Source organism: Legionella sp. PATHC035, assembly GCF_026191115.1.
In the GTDB taxonomy this organism is placed as follows: Bacteria; Pseudomonadota; Gammaproteobacteria; order Legionellales; family Legionellaceae; genus Legionella.
Map to the genome: position 1 here is coordinate 3,665,591 of NZ_JAPHOT010000001.1, position 19,438 is coordinate 3,685,028.

Sequence of the window (19,438 nt, forward strand, 5' to 3'; positions counted from 1 at the left end):
AAAGTAGATTTTATGCTTTTTAATTGATTCAGTATAGTGCTAATCGAGCAAACCCGGGCTTATGTGCTTTACTCGACATTAGGGTCATCATGATTTCCTTTATTTTTGATTGCTAACGGTTCCACAAAACTTATCGGGGTAGAGTAGGTCATCGGAATTTGTTCCGCATCAAACGCTTTTTTAATGTTTGTCAGTACTTCATCGAGTGAACGGCGTTGATCGCTGGGTTTAGGTTTTGTCCACCAATAGATTTCAAAATCAATTCCATTCGAAGAAAATGAAACTACATAAATTTGAATGTACTTATCTTTAGAAACAGTCTCACATCGTTCCAATGCGCTGGAAATCACCGAACGTGCTTTATCTACATCCGTACCAAAATCAACACTACACCCAATTTTCTTTCGTCTTAGCGGCGTATCAGTCAATACCACAACTGTATTGGTATACAATTTGGCATTAGGTATGTAGACACGAGTTCCGTCTGTTTTGCGTAAATGAGTGTTTTGTACGGAAATACGATAAACATAGCCTTGTTGTGAGTCAACGGTGATAAAGTCGCCAATACTAAAAGGCTCTCTGATTAAGAGTATAATGCCACTTAAAAAGTTTTCAAAAATGTTTCTAAAGGCCAAACCGATTGCGACAGAGGTTAACCCCAAGGTGGCTAGGACATTGGCAGTGGTTACTGATGGAACGATAATCGCTGATATGATTAATATTCCAATAAACCAAACTATAATAATGGTCAGCTTATGAAAAATGGTCACTAAATTGGCACGAATTGCCATTCTAGGTAAAAGAGAACTTACGAGTCGACTCACTATTTTTGCAACAAAGTAAGTCACAAAAGCAAAAATAATACCGATAATGAGATTAGGAGTCAGTGTAATGAAATTTTGCGCAAATTTATCCAATGTTTTTGTTATAAGCTCAATATAGCTCATATCGAATTTCCTTATCCTAGATTCCAAGTTTTAATCGTCGATTTTAGTTGAGTAGCAAAAAAAATGAAAACAAAATAATAGGGTTTTTTTACACTGCTACTTCTAGGCAAGATGCTGCCTCATAGTCACATACAGCATTTGGCTAAGATAACCTTGCAACCAGGCTTTATTGATAATTCGGATATCTTTTTTCGAAGACCGATTTTGCGAATGAAATAGCAAAATGAATTGGTACAAAGAGAATTCTGATATATTCAAGTAAAACTCGCATTTTGATGAGATTTCATATAGGATAAAATAAGGTATCCTATTGTTAATATAAGGAATTATGGCAATACTACGACGCGATCCTAAATCTAAAGCCTCAAGAAAAGTTTCTCTTGCCAGTTTGGTTGGTACTACGATTGAATGGTATGACTTTTATCTTTTTGGTACTGCTTCTGCGCTGTTTTTCAACACACTTTTTTTTCCTAAAATCAGTCCTGTTGCAGGAATTATGGCTGCATACGCAACTTATGCCGTTGGTTTCTTTGTAAGGCCATTAGGGGGGCTTATTTTTGGTCACTTTGGTGATAGATTAAGTAGAAAGAATATGCTTATTATCACCCTAACCCTAATGGGCACCTCTACCTTTCTGATCGGACTTCTTCCTACATATAACTCCATAGGAATATTTGCTCCACTTTTACTTGTAATTTTGCGATGTATTCAAGGAATAGCTGTCGGAGGGGAGTGGGCTGGAGCAGTTGTTATGTCTGCGGAGGTAAGTAGAGAAAAAGAAAGAGGATTTTATTCAAGCTGGCCAAATGCAGGGGCTCCATTGGGCTTAGTTATTTCCATTGCGGTATTTCTTATCTTTTCAGCACTGCCGAGTGAGAAGTTTTTAGCATGGGGATGGCGTATTCCATTTTTACTCAGTTTCGTTGTTTTTCTCGTTGGCCTTTATATTCGGCTCCAGATTATGGAGAGTAAAGTTTTTGTAGCGGCCTCGAAGAATAAACGCCCACCCAAGATTCCAGCTCTAGAACTACTGCGCTCCCATTTTAAGAACTTTCTTTTAGCCATAGGAGCCCGATTAATTGAGAGCTCTTCCTTTTACATTTTAACCGTTTTTGTATTAAGTTATGGAACTTATAATCTGCATTTATCAAAAACTCTTCTTCTTTATGCAGTAATGGTGGGATCTATTTTTGAGATGCTACTGATTCCATATTTCGGCATGATTTCGGATCGAATCGGACGTCGCCCAGTATACATTTGTGGCGCTTTATTGATGGGTTTGTTTGCATTCCCATTTTTTTGGATGTTGCAATCAAAAAGCCCACATTTGATTTTTTTTGCCGTAATTTTTGGTATGTGTGGACCTCATGCAATGATGCATGGGGCTCAGGCAGCATTTTATTCGGAGCTCTTTAAAACACGAATCCGTTACAGTGGAACAGCCATCGCCTATCATATATCAGCAGCTTTGTCTGGAGGATTAACTCCATTAATTGCTACCGGTCTCGTAGAGTGGGCGCATGATAGTACTTGGCCTGTCTCAGTCTATCTCATTATCTTCGCAGTGATTACCATCATTAGTGTTTATTTAGCTGCGGAAAAAGCACAGAAGGATATTTCTTAATTTAAAACATGACATGGAAATTGTCTCCCATTCTATTTCCTTAAGAAATTTTTGAGTCATACTGTTGCTTGCTATTCATAATAGTTTCCCTGTGCAGCAGGGCATACTCTATGCTGCTCCAATAGATTAAAGTTAATTTACACTAAATGAAAAAAACAAACTCATAATGATTCAAAAATAATAATAATTGTCATATAATGACCATTCAATTTAAATTGAGAAAAGAGATGATATGACAACAAATTTGAATGGTACTCATTATCTTGATAATGAAAATGAATCAAAGATTTCTGAATCTATTTCACAAACTGACCCTCAAATATTAAAGCCCAATCATATAATTAAATTATTAAAATCTCCGAGTCGACAAAAAGATGTAAGAAACGTTTTTTTTTACACTTTTGCAGATGTAGATCAAAAAGCAGTATTGGATTTAATGAGCACGCTGAAAGAGTATCCCATAGATACTTCGGATGAAGTATGTGCGGCAACAATTCATCAATGGTACCTTAAATTGGGAATGCAAAATAAACATGGATTTGTTATGACTGATAAGGAATATCAGATGTCCAAAGCCGCAAATATTGCTCGGATTATTACTTCGGGCTTATCCCCACAAAGTAGAGCGAGGTTAACGGGAAAAGCGCTTCTGGATATAGGGGCGGGTGATTGCGCTATGACTTATTTAGTGAGCGAAGCACTGAAGATGGAAGGAAATGGAATTGATATTCAATCGAATATTGATTGGGGTGGCGAAAACAGTAGTGATAAGAAAAACAAAAATGAGTATAGGGAACAAATTAACCGTCATTATGTCTATGATGGGAGTGATTTATTAGGTGCGCTTAACGGGAAAAAGTTTGCTGTGGTGATGTACAATCATTCGTTACATCATTTTCCTTCTTTCAAAGCGCAATTTGACAGTTTGAAACAGGCAAGTCAAATTTTAGAGCCGGGTGGGATTCTCTTTTTATCCGAGCATGCGAATTGTTTTGATGACGAAGTTTTGGATCTCTCTCATATTTTATTAAACCTAAGATATAGTATTGATAAAAATCAAATACCTACCCCTGAAGATGCCATGAAAGCTGTTTCAAAATTTAAATCTGAATATCAATCGCATTATTTTTCTAAAAACATTCTTGATGCGATTATGGGGCAGCTTGGATTTACATTAGTTAAAGAGGACATTCGCTCTGTAGGGGATGTAGCAAAGGCAACTTTTTTCTGTTTTGTTAAAAAATCACCAAGAGAGGAATTAACCTATTCACCATACTTCTTTGACATGGATAAAGCGAAGAGACTTCAACATCATACGGAAGATTTGGATCACCATGAATCAATTCAAAGAAGGTATTCTGCTGAATCTATTAATTAGGACACTTCCAACAACGAAAGTGGGGCTGTACTACCATTTATAATTCTCGAGTATCGAAACAGGTATCTCCACCCTGGTGGAGAATTAACTTAAATATCAAATTTCTCAGGAATGGATTCCTTGATGTCCAGGAATAACAAGGTTTTAACATGGATTTTGCCTGTATTAATTACTTAATTTTTGATACAGGCAAGATCGCGTCTGTATTATTTGGCAAAATTGTAAGCAAGCGACGGAGCTTCATCAATTTTTAAAGATGAATCCTTATCGATAGCGCTTAACAATACAGCTATGTTTTCTTGATACTCCGGAAATACACGTGAATAAAAAGTGAGATCCTCATGCGCTTGTTCAATGGTTTTTTTTATGTATTCCTGAACATATCCTTTGTCTTCAAACAGATACTCTTGACGATTCAAATTGGATAACATATTTAATACATGCTGTTGATAGGATTTAATCAGATCTCCAACATTAGCTCGATTTGCAAATAAACTTTGCATATTAATATTGCGAATGGTGGTATCTAATATCACAACATTTCTATTCCAGTACTCATTATAGCGTTCTTCTAATGAAGAATTTTCAAATTTCATAATAAACCCTTTTTTTGATAAGATTGATAAATATAGAGACAAATTATTAAGAAAATATTAAGTACTATAATTCATGAAGAGAGACATAGAAAGTTAAGGTGTTCTCAATGCATGGTGTGGATAGGTGACATTTAATGATTATTCACTTCTTAACGAATTTTTAGAGGACATCCCCTCCCATAATTCGCGGACAAAATCAGTATCTTGCAGTTCATGTATGGTTAGTTTTTCAGGTAATAAGGGATTTAAATCAGCGAAGTGATTTCTTACGGCTTCCCCTTGCAGCAAATCCTCTAAGTCAGTTATATAAGCAACGATGCGATCTTCAGATAAATTTTCAATGATTGCTTCACTCTCTTTTATAAAATTTGCAACCGCACTAGTCGCTTCTTCTGGATTTAAAGCTGTAAAATAATCAAGTAAGGGTTCATAGAGCGAAGATAATTCGATAACTCTTCCAGGGACTCCCACAATTAATCCACTTACTCCGTTTTCGACTTTCTTACCTTGTAAAAATCCAGTGAACAAGTGTTCAAGCAGCACCGATCCTCCATAGGCTACATGCGGTTTGTTTACCGATATGTATTTGACTAGTGCTTCAATAGTGACTCGGTCAAAATTACCCCTAGTTGGCAAACCGTTCTCCGGACAAGCACTGTGAATTCTATAATAGGGTATATTATGCTCTATTGACGACGCTAACTGGGTAATACTTTGAGGCCTTGTTTTGAAAAGACCTAGTAGGCTTTTCCCAAAACTCATAAGAACACTCCTAAATACAACATACTTCAAAAAGGAAAATCAATTCGTGTACAGTGTATGTATAATTAAAATTCATTATGATTAAAGTATAGACATTATTTGACTTTGGAAAATAAGAAGTAGGGGGGTATCTCAATTTGTAGAGACTCTAAAAATTTGTCCAGTTAAAAAGACCTATTAATGAATGGCAAGTGAGCGTAGATGCGAGCCTTAAAGGCAAGCAAAACCTACATCAAAAGGCTGCTTGCCATTAAAGAATCCAAGTAGCTTCCTTGTAATTGAATGAAGTGGGGTGGTCTAAGTCTTCTTATCTAAAGTATGTAAACGAATTCCTTGCTCTTCAATATGAATCAAACCCCGCTTATAAAGTTGTCCAAGTGCACTTTTAAAATTTTTTTTGCTTTCTGCAAATAGTTGTTGGATCTCTGCAGGAGGGCTTTTATCATGTAATGCTAAAAAACCACCAGCTTGCTCAAGCTTAGATATAATACGCTGCGCTAATTCATTAATACTGTTTTGTCCTATTTGTCTTAACACAACATCTATTTTACCATCTTCACGTACTCTCTTAATGTACCCCGTTATTTTTTTGCCATAAATTAATGTTTGAAAAATATCACCAGCATGGATTAATCCCCAGTGACTGTTATTGATAATCACTTTTTGCCCCAAAGGTGTTCTATCAGCAATAAGTAGGCTAACTTCCTCCCCAGGTTTAAAGTGAGCTTCTGTTTTATCCAAAAAATAATCGATTTTTGAGCTCGCAATAATGCGCCCCTGATTATCTTGCTTTAAATAGACAAGATAAGATTTGCCTTTTTCCATAGGACGATGTTGTTCTGGTTTGGGTACTAATAAATCTTTATCTAATCCCCAATCAAGAAAAGCCCCTACCGCATTCACATCAATCACTTTTAAAAAAGCACAGCGGCCTAATTGGGCATGAGGGCGTGCTGTTGTCGCAATAATTTTGTCGTCTGAATCAAAATAAACAAATACATCCAGCACATCACCAACTAGAGCTCCTTTGGGCACGGATTTATTGGGTAGTAAAATTTCACCCCATTCCCCTCCTTGAAGATACACCCCAAAAGGAGCTTCCCGTACCATTTTTAATTTATTAAACTGCCCAATTTTAATCATGACCAAACTCAATTTTCCTCTATTAACCAAGCTTAACACAGAAAAAAATATTGTGTTTATTAATTATTAATGCTGTTACAAAAAGATGTCATGCGGAATTAATTTTTGACAAAAAAAATCAAAGCAGTTTTTCTAATAAGATAATATCAGTACCGCGGACATGTGATATTTTTTTTGCTGTTGTCGATGTTTTCTGGAGCATTTTTTGGACATCAGAAAATAAATCAAAACCATGGTGATTTAGGGAGCGTAATAAAAAATAGGCTTTGCCGTCGTTTGCAAGCGAATTTTCTAGAGCTCTGATGAAGTTCTGAAAAGAGCTATCTATATAAAACCGACAACGATTTTTAAATTGGGAGGGTGAAAGCATTCCGTGACCAAGTTGGAAATAGGGTGGATTGCTGATAATCAAGTCAAATTTTCCTTCCCATTCTTTTTCATGCAACGCATTATAATTTAAAAGATGCCAGCGAAATTGCAATTCAGGGCGGTTAATATGAGCCAAATTTTGATAAAAATATTCAGTATAAATATCTTGTATCTCAATAAACTCAATTTGCCGTATTGCTTGAAGATGCCACGACAACTCAAACCCAATGACCCCACAACCAGCGCAAAGATCTAAGACACGTAATGAATCAAGATTTGGGTGGGATTTGAATTGTGTAGCAACAAATTTCGCAAGCTGAATTGAATCAAGACTAAAGCGATATTCGTCAGGTTGTTTGTAATGATAGGTAAAAGGCATCTGTTCGTTCTATAAAATTATTCGATGTACGAAATATTGGTTACCGTTAAAATAGATTCTTTATCACCAATCCGTAACGTCCTACTCTCACCAACTTTTGCTTTCAATAATGTTTTCGCTAAGGGAGAAACCCAACTTATTTTTCCAACATTAATATCTGCTTCATCCAAACCTACAATTTTGACCGATTGCGACTCACTCTGTTCATTGATGTATTGGACCGTGGCACCGAAAAATACTTGAGTAAGACCCACTTGAAGTTTGGGATCGACTATTTCAGCGCTCTCTAAACGTTTCGTCAAATAACGAATGCGTCTATCAATTTCACGTAAACGTTTTTTTCCATAAATATAATCGCCGTTTTCCGATCGATCCCCATTACTTGCTGCCCAACTTACTACTTTTACAATTTCCGGCCGTTCATTACTCATTAAATTTCGTAATTCATTTTGCAGCATTGCAAAACCATTAGGGGTCATATGATTTTTAATAACGGGTAACGCTAATTCTCGACGTTCTGGTTCTGAATACTCATCATCTTCTTTAGTAAAAGCCTTGCTCACCCGAAACTCCTATTATAATCGTTAGAACAGAGTATTCTGATTATATCATCCTTTATAATTGCCTACGTCTAATATTATTTTAACTTCATTATTTTTCATTAACGATTTTACTTAAGATTATATTATTCGCGTTGTTACAAAACCAAGGCAATCACTTAATCTCATTTAATATTAAGGTTTATTCCTATTTTACGTTGGGCTAACCGGGCTGATTACAAGGCATAACTCCAGATATGTTGCGTCACCTCCATGGGTAAATGATGTTGTTGAGCTGCTTGATACACGAGTTTTTCTACAATACTTTGAGAGTAAAGATTGTAAATCTCGATAAAGTGAGACCGGGCTTCATTTGCTGTATTGCTTTCTTCAAGGGAGCCAAGTTTTTCTAGGCGGCTAAGCAAGGTGATCTTATCATTTTCACTGAGGACTGCAGCATATGTTACGAATAGTTTTTGTGCCAAATTGAGATGGAGATCATCCAGATTGGCGATCAAATGGCGAATGACGAAGATCCGTTCATTTTCATTGAGCACAGGCATTAAGTCGTCAAGTGCCTCATAAGCTTCTCTAGAATTGAAGTTGAGATTAAGAAGAAAGTTCTTCAATTTTGCTTCCAGGAAGGAAGATGGCTGTTCAGCGGGCAACCAATCCCTTAAGAAAAAAAGGTTTTTAAAGAAATGATAATGAGCGACATCCCGAGCAGTATCGTCTATATTTTCAATTAAGTACTTGATAAATTTTTCTTTTTTTTGTGGCGATAGCCAATCCTTTAATGCAGCGATTGTTTTGAATAGTCCTTTCCACATATGAGGGTCTTTTGTTTTTTTGATGGTTTTAAGTAAAACCCCAGTCACTTGTTCTTTTTGTTCGGAGTTACAGTTGGACGTGCTGAATTGACGTAACGCTTTATACGCCGCTTTTTGTAAGTTATTATCTTTCGTTTTCTGTGCAATGATATGGATTAGCACAGGAATAGCAGAGTCATATACAGGTAAAGACAGCCGTTTTTGTTCCAGCGCAATGAAGTGAGCAATAGACTCTTTAATTATTCTGTTTTTCGTAGGATTTTGTAAAAAGCTAATTAAAGACAGGGCAACATCCATACGTTTATTTTTATCAAGCTGAGGTTGTATTTCTGCTAGTGTTTGGACAATATCAAATTGTAACAAGGGATTCTCTTTTGCATGAAAAAGGGCAAGTAACCTATCATTTAAGGTGGTATACGCCGTTTTACCCATGGATGATGTGAGATGTTTCATCAGTTTTAGCGTAAAGGCAGAATGGTTATTTGGGGGAGAGAACAAAGGGATTTTGGGGTGATCGATTAAAGCAAATAGACTCTCAATGGTTGTGTTCTTAAATTCATCAGATAGATGCCAGTTGAATGTAGTAAGTATTTCTTGAGCCGTTAACCGAGTAACATTAGCTTCATCTTCATCCTTATAAATCGTCAAAAGCATATTAAAAAATTGAGTTTGCATTTTCATTGTATCAGGGGATGTATCCATTAGGGTAGTTATAATCTGGAGCGCTCTTACTCTCTCTGTTTGAGTTAATAAATAACAAAATTTCCGATCTTCATATAAATCGGGATTGAATTCGGCGAGTAACAGAGAGAATGCGTATTCCACAAGTTGGAGTCGTTTTTCCGAAGACATCATCGCGATGAGCTGAGCACGCCGCTTGGTCACAGGCTGAATATACTCATCATGGGAGTATTCGAGATAATATTTAAAAAGATCATAGCAAATATTTTCTTGTGAACTCCTGTCCATACTGTCCTTGATACGCATGAAGAGTTCACAATAATATTCAAAATTAATAGCCAGATCTGGATTCTCCCTTCCATCAAAGCTTAAGAAAGAGGTTATTTTTCTAATCACTCCTTCTCGCATTGTTTGAGGCATTTCGGGTAAAGCTGCGGGTATTTGGGCAAGTGAATGACAAAAAAGGCTTTCAAAAATAGGATCGGATGCCTGTAGAAATCCCTCTATGAAATGCAACATCAATTTCACTTGCATAGCAGAAGATGCAAACACACTGATAAAATTGAGCTCTAAAAGAATATAATTCATCGATACTTTATCTAATCGAAGTAACTGACTTCGTTCTTTCCTCTTAAATATGCGTTCAATCGCTTCGTCAATTTGAATAGAGTAGGTTTTATCATCCATTAATTTTTTTAATGCCAGTTTTGCACCGAGCTTTATATCTAAATTGCTATGGCTTACAAGAACAGTAAGGCGCTCTATAATTGAGCTTTGCAAAGACGGAGCAATCCAGGCGCGCAAATTAATAAGGGTCTTTATCAGTATTTTCTGGCCCTCAAGGTTCAGTGTAGGGTCTTGCAATTTCGATAACATACGCTGAGTAAAATATTTCTGATAACCGGTCTGATACCCAGGTATCCATTTCTTTAGGGCAGATAGTTTTTCAAAAGCACGCTTTTGTACATCATCGTTTGCATTATCTATCTCATTCAGAATAGGAGCGATCCATTGATTATAAACAGCAGTTCGCCAAAAATCGTGAACCTGTAATTGTGTCGTCAGTTTTTCAGACAGGAGGATAAAGTGTTTGTAACAAGAAAAGAAGGCGCATAGTATTTGTGTTGTACCTTGTTGAATGTCCAATTCATCAGCATTTTGATTCCAGTATTTCAGTAAATTATAGATGGCTTCATCACCTATAGGGTTAGAATCAGAATTAGGCTTTAACAGGTTAAGACAGTGCTTCGCAAGCTTAAAGTCTTTTATTTGATTTGAGTGAAGCAACATGGAGCAACGCTGTAAAGGAGAATTTATTTTTGCTACATAGTCTTCTAATAAAGTAATTAAAACTTGACTGGCCTCCATGCCGATGTGTTTCTGATGGATGGTCCGGATTGTTTCAATGGCTGTTTCATATTCTTTACATTCTTTATGAATTTTGTTTCCTTCAGCGTTCAGTTCTTTGTCTCTTTTAGTTTGTTGAGGGGGCAATTTTTCATTCATTATATTGAATGTTTTTTCACTATCTTCCGCATCTGCTGGATCATTTTTTTGTATTTTATCTTGCATTGAATTTCCTAATGATGTTCTGAATACCACTCAGGTTATAGTGGCCTGCAAAGCTATAGCAGGAACTGCGTTGATTGTTATTTCTTATAGTTGGCTATGGATTGACTGGTAAGGGTAAACTTTATTCAATTTAGTGCGAGGGGAGAATATACTTTTTTGGAAAGAAAATTTTTCCAATTAAGAAACAAGCTCTGAGGGATTTTGATGAGAGGAAATACCGGAAATTTTATTCGCTTTAATAAGTATTTGACAAAAAGAGTCCCAGCGAAAGGCGAGTGTATAAGAGATTTTAGGAGGGCAGGGCTTCTCCATCAAAGGACTTAAATATTAACTATTTTCAATGTGTTTCATCTTCTTCTCACAATTCAAAACCTCATTGCTTATGCTCCACAAAGGAAGAAGTAATTTTTGTTGATAAGGCTTTTTCACAGAAAAAGTTCAAGAGTAAATTAATTTTAGGCTCATTGATTAAATACATTGGATAAATTGCATAAAGATTAATTTCAGGAGAAGTTTCTTGAGGTAATACTTGAATTAATGTGCCATTTTTTATTTCCTCGCCAACTGAGAAATGCGGAGCCCATAGTAGACCCATACCTGCAATGGCAGCCTGCTTTAAAACACTTGCGTTATTACTTTTGAAGTTTCCTGAGACATGGACAAGTTTTTTATTGAATATCCATTTATTTTGAAGTCCATAAAGGGTATTAATCAAGCAATTATGCTTTTGTAATTGCTCAATTGTTTCGGGAAATCCATATTGAGTGATATAGGCAGGTGATGCAAAGACCTCTCGTTGAATGGCAAATAATTTTTTGCAAATCAGTTTTGATGAATTGACATCATCAAATGAAATGGCCACATCAAACGCAGTAGATAAAAGTTCTTTTGAATCAGAGCCTACAATAATCTCAATTTCCATTTTGGGGTATTTTTGCATGAACTCAATACTTAATGCAGTTAAATAAGGTATTGCAGGCGTCACTGTAAGATACAGTTTAATCAGACCTTGTAATTCTAATGGCTTGGGAGTCGCAATCTCCTTAACCGCACCTAATTGTTCAAAAAGCCTCAATGCCTCTCGATAAAGTCTCTCTCCTGACTCAGTCACAATTAATCCCTTTGTAGAACGTAGAAATAATTTGGTTTTTAACTCATCCTCTAGCCAGGTAATTTGTTTGCTTAATTTAGATGGTGAAACATATAAATTTTGCGCAGCCTTTGAAAAGCTTTTATTATCAACAGTTGCAATAAAACCTTTCAAACACAATAAAATATTCATAATAATACATCTTCATTAAAATGTATGAAATTATACCATAATAACCACTATTCATTCTTAGTGGTCATTTCCATTAATTTCTCAATCTATAGTTTTAAAATATTTAGCTGTTTATTGTGTTTGTTTAAATGGCTTCAACAAAATAACAGTAGGTTAAGCAGTAATGACAGAACGACCAATTCTATGCCCAAGCCTCGTGAGATATCAATATCTCAAAATGTATTATTCTCCAACACACCAGAACATGCTTGGTGTAATCACGATTAGGCAGTGAGTGTAAATTTGAGCGAGACGGCGTCATGGGCGCCTTGATTGATGCCAGTTATAATATTCTGAGGCGTTTGAATATCAATTGGTTCCTTTTTAAAAAAAGCATGGCCATAACCGAAATCAACAGCGAGATGGTTCATCAATTGATATCCCATGGAAAAACCAGTGACTAAACTGTCTCCAGGGCCTATTTGAAATTTCCCATTTGAGGGTGACTGATTGTATGTTCCTGCTACTCGGACTACCCACTTCGGCGAAACTTGATAAATTGTTCCCAGGGTTAGCAGCCAACTGTTATGAAAATGATAATTAATGCGTGCCTTAGGGACAACAAAGACTTGAGAGGCGACTTGAGTTGCAAAATTATATACAGAAACTTCTTTAAAGATATTCCATTGTAGGTATTGAACAGTTCCTAGAAAGCCTAATTTTTCATTGATAAAATGGCTTAGAGTCATGACACTTCGTGCTGGTGTCCAGTATTGAAAATGATAATCCTCCGAAGAAATACCTGGCGAACTGGTTATTGTACTACTGCCCTGTAAATTATAAGTTACGGCACTGCGGTAATTAACCCCCAAAGCTGTTTTTTTTCCGGGTTTAATGAGTATACCAACGTCACCGCCAAAACTGTTCGCTTGAGTGTCATTCAAGCTACGGCTTTCAGGAATATTTAAACGGGGTATGCCTGCAGTAATAGGCTCCTGAATGAGATGAGCATAAGTAAAATTGATGTTTCCCCCTATGGAAAGAAATTGATTAATTTTAATGCCTAGCGCGGGAATAAAATCAATATTACTCGTTTGATTGCGTGCAAGGATGTAGCGAAGAATTGGGTTGTTATCCAGTTCGCGATTGAAATCATTTGCCACGACAGCAAAACCAGCCACGAATCGTTCATTCATAGGAATGCTAACATACATGGAGGGCAAGAAAAAATTCGATTTTGAGGCGGTTGATCCCGACTCGGTAATCCCAAAAGGTATTTTTTGCGCACTCCCGCTAAACTCAAATTGCGCTCTTGCCAGTGTACTTAGAAGGATAAGTTGTTTATGAGGCGAAATAGTTAATGCGGCCGGATTAAAATAAACGGCTGTAGCATCCTTCACTACAGCAGTTCCCATTGTTTGCTCAATAAAAGAGGCATGTAATGGGGAGTTCAATAACAAAAACCCTATGATCACGTACTGCCTTAAACCAATTAAGCTTGCCATGAATCTAGAGGGAAGAATGTGAATATCTTTCAAGTTGTAAGAGTATTTTTTACGATAGTCAAGGTTAATTTAATGGTGATAGGTTCTAACTCATTTCTTTAGTGTTTCGTCGGTGGCAAGCTCTGGGAATGCCCTGCTGGCAATCCCCTAGCTTGAGTCCAGTTTAGAGCCTCGAAAAACGTATACTGAAGCTCATTTCCAGTTGCAAAGAGCTCTACCTCCTAGAGCACGGTCGAGATCTCAGGATGCCCTAGGGATGGCGTGAGTGTCGGCTATAAACCCGCACCCGAGAAAAGTCTTTATAATCGTGCAATTGCTCTCGGATACTCTTCTTCTGTAGCATGTTCCACCTCGGCAGACAGAGGTTGTTCTGGTTGATAATTGGGCCCTAACAAACCGTTGCGGGTGGTGTATGTGGGTTTTCTCGTTGGCGTAATTCGCAGCCCATATATATCCATGTCGACCAAAAACTGACACAGCATTTGTTTTGCAAATGGATTAGCTGGACAACGCCTTGGTCCTGCACCGAAAGAATATAGGTCTGGATCACCTTCAATCCACTTTTCTGGCGAAAACACCCGATTGGGTCCCTGCATGGGTCTAAAAAGAAACATCAACATATCGTTCTTCTGAAACGATACTGTTTCCCCATTAATGTTCACTTGAAAGGGTTTAAGTACCGCTCGGGGAAAATTAGGAATAGGTGTTGCTTGCCAAAGCGCTTCCTCAACGACTGCACGTACGTAGGGTAAATCCGCTAATCGTTTATATGTAAAAGGCTCTTTACCCAAAACACGAGCAATCTCTTCGTGCATCTTATTGGCCACATCAGGTCTCTGACTCAGTACATCCAGCAGATAGAACATCGTTGCTCCTACATTAGAGGAGGCGAAAATCGTTAGAGGTCCGTGTTCTCTTATAAATTGATCATGTTCGATAAGATCGCGTACAATTTTTGCTTTGGGATTGTGTTCCTCAAAGTGGGTACAGTCATCAAAATTCATCTCCGGATGTAATTGTTCGGCGCGAAATATTCCCAAATCCCAGATGTAATTATTGCCTTTGCAAATGTTGTCTATGTTTGAATTAAGAAGTTTCTTTGCAATATCTGCCATAGCTTTGCTGGTTTCCCGAAAGTCAGATCGAAGTCCTGGATGGATAATACGGCTTAGGGGATCCATGCTGGCTTTGGTAATGAGACGTGTCGCTTGCATGAATATTTGGTGTGTATCTGATGGTAGAACAGAGAGATCATCAGTACCTACGAAGCATGCAGCAATGCAACCTATAGTATGCCAAGCGACATAGGCGTAAAGATCATCAACTCCTCCGTTTGATGCGAGTTGCATAGAGGAGAGGGTGCGTTCATTGACTTGAGCGATTCTTTCAAAATTTATCGGACCACGGGCTATGGTGTTCAAAAACACTTTGCGTGGTTCAGAAGCTGCCGCTCCGTCTTCAGCGAAAAAAACTCTTCCTACCATATGCGTAAACGGTTCAAGTATATCTCCACGCCCAAGATCAGGATATTTTGTCAGCAGCTCTTTGGCGATATTGCCATCAGTTACTATATAAATTGGCTTTGTACCAATGTAGATTTTGAAAAACTTTTGTTTTGTCCGCGCAGCCATTTCATAAAAGAAAGGAGAAGCACCCTGTTCGAATAAACGCCCTAAGTTACGCCAGCCTTGTTGATGTTCTGGGATAGCTATTGCGGTTGTTTCAGGTTCGGGTATGTTAGGCAACGCTTCATGGGGGGAACTTGCAGAATTTTGTTTTGAAAAGAGGGCGTATGGACATGCTTTTGTGTTTGGCTTTTGCGGTTTAAATAATTTCGATTTCATTTTCTGGATTTCCTTGCAATAATTCAACAAAATTTTTTAATGGCCCTGATTTCTACGAAACAGTGACCTCACTTGTACACGATTAGATTTACCTGGATAATGCGTTCTCGCTGCAGTACATCAAAATTTCGGAGCCGAAAATCGATACGAACTGATGTATAAGGTACAGTTGGAAGCAAATTTAGCCTATGCTCATTACCTCCTTATGCTGTTAATCGCTTGAAGTAGGATTAACCAGCGCATCAACTGCGATAATTATGCGCCAATCTTCAGACGCTCTAATCCATATTTTTGAAATTCCTGCGCATATTGTTCTTTGATTTCCTCGACTTTTTTTAGTCGTTCAATAGGATTCATCTGACTATATTGTTCCATTCCTATTTTTTGAATCATATCGCGCTCACTCAATCTCTGAGTTAATTCATCCCAAAACAGCTTATTTTCATAGGGCTGGATAAAATTGTCACTCAAAGATTGCTCATACTCTATTGTTTCAAAATATTCATTCAACTCTGAGGAAAACTCAATTTTGTCACTAGCATCCATTTCTTTAAAATAGGACAAAAATTTTTGCTTCAAAGCGTCATACTCATTCAGCTTAGGTGCCTTTGTTGTATATAAATTCAAAACCCAATCTGCAATACATAACATATCCAGTAATGTGCCATATTCTTTTTTTGTAATACTTATGTTCATCATTAATCTCTACTAATTTTATACCTAATGATCTATTATTAAACTATCTGCAAAAGTTCAAGACGTCTCGTCATGATTTGAAAGAATTGGATTCTAGTGCTGATGAACGGCTTTTTAAAGCAGTTTAATTATTATTTTTAGAGCCATTTTTACTATTTTGCAGTATGTGTCAGTGGTTCGCTTTGTAAGCATTAGCTGGAATAATCATAAAAAAAAGATGAATAGAACGATTTATGCTGCAAATCCAGATAAAATACTGTATAATACCTGACAAATTTTTATCCATTTAATTTTAACTTAAGAGTGCTATGACTGATTTAAACCTTTACAGAAACATTGGTATCTTCGCCCACGTAGATGCCGGAAAAACAACCACTACTGAGCGTATTCTTAAGCTCACCGGTAGAATCCATAAAATTGGTGAAGTTCACGATGGTGAATCTACAACCGATTTCATGGTGCAAGAAGCGGAGCGTGGTATTACCATCCAGTCAGCTGCAGTGAGTTGCTTCTGGAAAGATCATCGATTCAATATTATTGATACCCCAGGACACGTTGACTTCACTGTAGAAGTTTATCGCTCACTAAAAGTACTCGACGGCGGTATTGGGGTATTCTGTGGATCTGGCGGCGTTGAGCCTCAGTCAGAAACCAACTGGCGCTATGCGAATAATTCCAAAGTATCTCGTTTGATTTTCGTAAACAAACTGGATCGTGTTGGCGCGAACTTCTTGAAAGTAACTGATCAAATTAAAAAAGTATTGGGTGCACATCCTTTAATTATGACGTTGCCCATTGGTTATGAAGACAGCTTCGTAGGTGTTGTCGATTTATTAACCCGTAAAGCGTATGTTTGGGATGAATCTGGTCAACCAGAAAATTACAAAGTGACTGATGTTCCAGCCGATATGCATGATGATGTTGAAATGTATCGTGCACAACTAATTGAAACGGCACTTGAAATGGATGATGAGTTGCTGATGGCTTACTTAGAAGGAGAGGAACCTTCTATAGAAGAAATTAAGCGTTGTATCCGTAGAGGCACGCTTGAATTAGCTTTCTTCCCAACTTATTGTGGTTCTGCCTTTAAAAATAAAGGAATGCAGTTATTATTGGATGCAGTGGTTGATTATTTGCCAGCTCCCCATGAAGTGAATCCACAACCTCTGACTAATGCAGAGGGTGAGCCAAACGGTCAATTCGCTATCGTTTCTCCTGATGAGCCATTCCGTGCCTTGGCATTCAAAATTATGGATGACCGTTTTGGTGCGCTTACGTTCGTACGTATCTACTCAGGAAAATTGAATAAGGGAGATACTATTCTTAACTCCTTTACAGGTAAAACGGAACGTGTCGGTCGTATGGTAGAGATGCAGGCAAATGAGCGTATTGAATTACAAAGCGCTGAAGCAGGCGACATTATTGCGATTGTAGGCATGAAAAACGTTCGAACCGGTCATACTCTTTGTGATCCAAATCATGAGTGTACACTGGAAGCGATGGTTTTCCCTGAGCCAGTTATTTCTATTGCCGTTACGCCAAAAGATAAAGGCGCTACTGAAAAAATGGCTATTGCTATTGGTAAGATGGTTGCCGAAGATCCAACGTTTAGAGTGGAAACTGATCAAGATTCAGGTGAAACCATTCTTCGTGGTATGGGTGAATTACATCTTGACATTAAAGTGGATATTCTAAAGCGTACATACGATGTTGAGTTAATCGTAGGTCAGCCACAAGTTGCGTACCGTGAAACCATAACCAAAACAGTACAAGACAGCTATACTCATAAAAAACAATCAGGTGGTGCTGGTCAATACGGTAAGATTGATTACACGATTCAGCCAGGCGAGCCAAATAGCGGATTCACTTTCATTACCTCCGTTGTGGGTGGAAACGTTCCTAAAGAATTCTTTCCTGCGATTGAGAAGGGGTTCCGCTCAATGATGGACACGGGTACTTTAGCAGGTTTCCCTGTATTGGATGTTGTCATTGATCTCACCGATGGTGCTTACCATGCTGTGGACTCTTCGGCAATTGCGTTTGAGATCGCTGCAAAAGGAGCTTTCCGTCAATCCATGCCCAAAGCTGGTCCTCAATTGCTTGAACCAATCATGAAGGTTGACGTTTATAGCACGGAGGAAGATGTTGGTAATGTGATCGGTGACTTGAACCGTCGTCGTGGGATGATTTCAGGCCAAGAGCCCAGTGCAGCTGGTGTTCGTATTAAAGCGGATGTTCCTCTTTCAGAAATGTTTGGTTACATCAGTACATTGCGCACTCTGACTTCTGGCCGTGGCCAATTCTCAATGGAATTCTCACATTATGCTCCTTGCCCAGCTAATGTGGCAGAGGCAGTAATTGCCAAAGAGAAAGAAAAGAAAGCCGCAGCTATGGCATAAGATAGTTAGTCATTTTGAAAAGCACTGTCATTCTTCTGACAGTGCTTTCAAAAATCCAATAAATCAGCTCATTCTAGAAATTTAGATCGTCAGTTGAATCCAATTTTTAAGTCAATTGTAAATGAACCTAAAAATCGACAGATAGAATCAACCCCTGCGATAAAATAAACCTTAATCTCCTAGGATGGACGTATCGCTAAAGTTGCTTTAGAGAGAACTTCGGCTTCTTGAGTTGAGCAGTATTTTGAATTGTACTCAAATAGGGCAAACCAAGTTGACGGATTGATCACTGAGTAAGAGCCATCAACCAATTCAAATCTATCGTTAAACTTTTTTACGGCATCCTCTAAACCTAGTACTATCGGAACGGCGAGTGCAACCCAGTTCCAATAAATTTCTATAAACTCGGGACTCTCAGAACTATTACACTCCTCAAGCTGGTTTTTTTCTGAGTTCATTTTAAAAAATCGGGTCATGATCAGCTGGTTGTTAAAAAAAATTAAAGAAATTTAACATATAGCTTTTTATAATTCCATGAATAGATATTAATCCACTCTGGAAAAAGACTTTTAGTGTTCATTAATTATTCGTTAAAAAACTGAAAGAACCAAGTGTCATCATCAAGAATTAGGCTTAATGAGAGACCGGGGCGCTTATTAACATAAATAGGATAGTATTGCTTTCTTCATTTTTCTTCCTTTTTATCCAACTGATGAGCATCTAGATATCGTTCCTGACGTTCATTTTCTTGTTTCTCTATCTGTTTTTCTTTTTTGCTTCTTCCAAACTTAATTCGATTTTCTGTAGCTTTCTTTTCTTTTGTCAAACGAATTTTAGCCTTTCTTTTTTTATTAAGATTAATGATGTCTGCCATAGCTCTCTCTATCCAATATGATATTTATACTATAGCGCA

The 19,438-nt window shown here is 37.5% G+C and carries 16 protein-coding genes; 3 read left to right on the top strand and 13 right to left on the bottom strand.

The window, feature by feature from the left end; all coding sequences use genetic code 11:
• Positions 1-68: 68 nt before the first annotated feature.
• The gene (locus tag OQJ13_RS15890) at positions 69-947 is read right to left on the bottom strand and encodes a mechanosensitive ion channel family protein (protein ID WP_265711826.1); all 879 of its coding nucleotides are present in this window, start codon (positions 945-947) and stop codon (positions 69-71) included.
• A 328-nt stretch (positions 948-1,275) separates the two neighbouring features.
• Here OQJ13_RS15890 and OQJ13_RS15895 point away from each other — a divergent pair, with 328 nt between their 5' ends.
• Both OQJ13_RS15895 and OQJ13_RS15900 read left to right on the top strand, forming a co-directional pair.
• Entirely contained in the window at positions 1,276-2,571 is a 1,296-nt protein-coding gene (locus tag OQJ13_RS15895; protein WP_265711827.1) for an MFS transporter, read from the top strand.
• Positions 2,572-2,803: 232 nt separating this feature from the next.
• On the top strand, positions 2,804-3,949 hold the full coding sequence (locus OQJ13_RS15900) for a methyltransferase domain-containing protein (RefSeq protein WP_265711828.1): 1,146 nt from the start codon (positions 2,804-2,806) through the stop codon (positions 3,947-3,949).
• A gap of 206 nt (positions 3,950-4,155) precedes the next feature.
• Here OQJ13_RS15900 and OQJ13_RS15905 read toward each other — a convergent pair whose 3' ends face one another.
• The 10 genes from OQJ13_RS15905 to OQJ13_RS15950 all read right to left on the bottom strand — a co-directional run bounded on the left by OQJ13_RS15905 (position 4,156) and on the right by OQJ13_RS15950 (position 16,129).
• Positions 4,156-4,545 (bottom strand): hypothetical protein, encoded by a 390-nt coding sequence (locus OQJ13_RS15905; protein ID WP_265711830.1) that lies wholly within the window; start codon positions 4,543-4,545, stop codon positions 4,156-4,158.
• Between the two features lie 138 nt (positions 4,546-4,683).
• Positions 4,684-5,307, bottom strand: a complete 624-nt coding sequence (locus OQJ13_RS15910; RefSeq protein WP_265711831.1) for a hypothetical protein — start codon at positions 5,305-5,307, stop codon at positions 4,684-4,686.
• A 297-nt stretch (positions 5,308-5,604) separates the two neighbouring features.
• A complete protein-coding gene (locus tag OQJ13_RS15915) occupies positions 5,605-6,450 on the bottom strand; it encodes a S1 RNA-binding domain-containing protein (protein WP_265711832.1) in 846 nt (281 codons plus the stop codon).
• Between the two features lie 118 nt (positions 6,451-6,568).
• Complete coding sequence (locus OQJ13_RS15920) at positions 6,569-7,198, bottom strand: methyltransferase (RefSeq protein ID WP_265711833.1); 630 nt, start codon at positions 7,196-7,198, stop codon at positions 6,569-6,571.
• A gap of 17 nt (positions 7,199-7,215) precedes the next feature.
• A complete protein-coding gene (gene greB / locus OQJ13_RS15925) occupies positions 7,216-7,761 on the bottom strand; it encodes a transcription elongation factor GreB (RefSeq protein WP_265711834.1) in 546 nt (181 codons plus the stop codon).
• A gap of 212 nt (positions 7,762-7,973) precedes the next feature.
• The gene (locus OQJ13_RS15930; protein WP_265711835.1) at positions 7,974-10,820 is read right to left on the bottom strand and encodes a hypothetical protein; all 2,847 of its coding nucleotides are present in this window, start codon (positions 10,818-10,820) and stop codon (positions 7,974-7,976) included.
• Positions 10,821-11,193: 373 nt separating this feature from the next.
• Complete coding sequence (locus OQJ13_RS15935) at positions 11,194-12,102, bottom strand: LysR family transcriptional regulator (RefSeq protein WP_265711836.1); 909 nt, start codon at positions 12,100-12,102, stop codon at positions 11,194-11,196.
• 263 nt (positions 12,103-12,365) lie between these two features.
• Positions 12,366-13,496 (bottom strand): OmpP1/FadL family transporter, encoded by a 1,131-nt coding sequence (locus OQJ13_RS15940; RefSeq protein WP_265711837.1) that lies wholly within the window; start codon positions 13,494-13,496, stop codon positions 12,366-12,368.
• A gap of 389 nt (positions 13,497-13,885) precedes the next feature.
• Positions 13,886-15,430 carry a cytochrome P450 gene (locus OQJ13_RS15945; protein WP_265711839.1) on the bottom strand — a complete coding sequence of 515 codons (1,545 nt, stop codon included), beginning with the start codon at positions 15,428-15,430 and terminating at the stop codon, positions 13,886-13,888.
• Between the two features lie 255 nt (positions 15,431-15,685).
• Positions 15,686-16,129: a hypothetical protein gene (locus OQJ13_RS15950; protein WP_265711840.1), complete on the bottom strand. Its 444-nt coding sequence runs from the start codon at positions 16,127-16,129 to the stop codon at positions 15,686-15,688.
• A gap of 305 nt (positions 16,130-16,434) precedes the next feature.
• Here OQJ13_RS15950 and fusA point away from each other — a divergent pair, with 305 nt between their 5' ends.
• Positions 16,435-18,525 (top strand): elongation factor G, encoded by a 2,091-nt coding sequence (gene fusA, locus OQJ13_RS15955; protein ID WP_265711841.1) that lies wholly within the window; start codon positions 16,435-16,437, stop codon positions 18,523-18,525.
• A 179-nt stretch (positions 18,526-18,704) separates the two neighbouring features.
• Here fusA and OQJ13_RS15960 read toward each other — a convergent pair whose 3' ends face one another.
• The gene (locus OQJ13_RS15960) at positions 18,705-19,001 is read right to left on the bottom strand and encodes a hypothetical protein (protein ID WP_265711842.1); all 297 of its coding nucleotides are present in this window, start codon (positions 18,999-19,001) and stop codon (positions 18,705-18,707) included.
• 209 nt (positions 19,002-19,210) lie between these two features.
• Positions 19,211-19,399 carry a DUF4169 family protein gene (locus OQJ13_RS15965; RefSeq protein ID WP_265711844.1) on the bottom strand — a complete coding sequence of 63 codons (189 nt, stop codon included), beginning with the start codon at positions 19,397-19,399 and terminating at the stop codon, positions 19,211-19,213.
• Between the last annotated feature and the right edge of the window lie 39 nt (positions 19,400-19,438).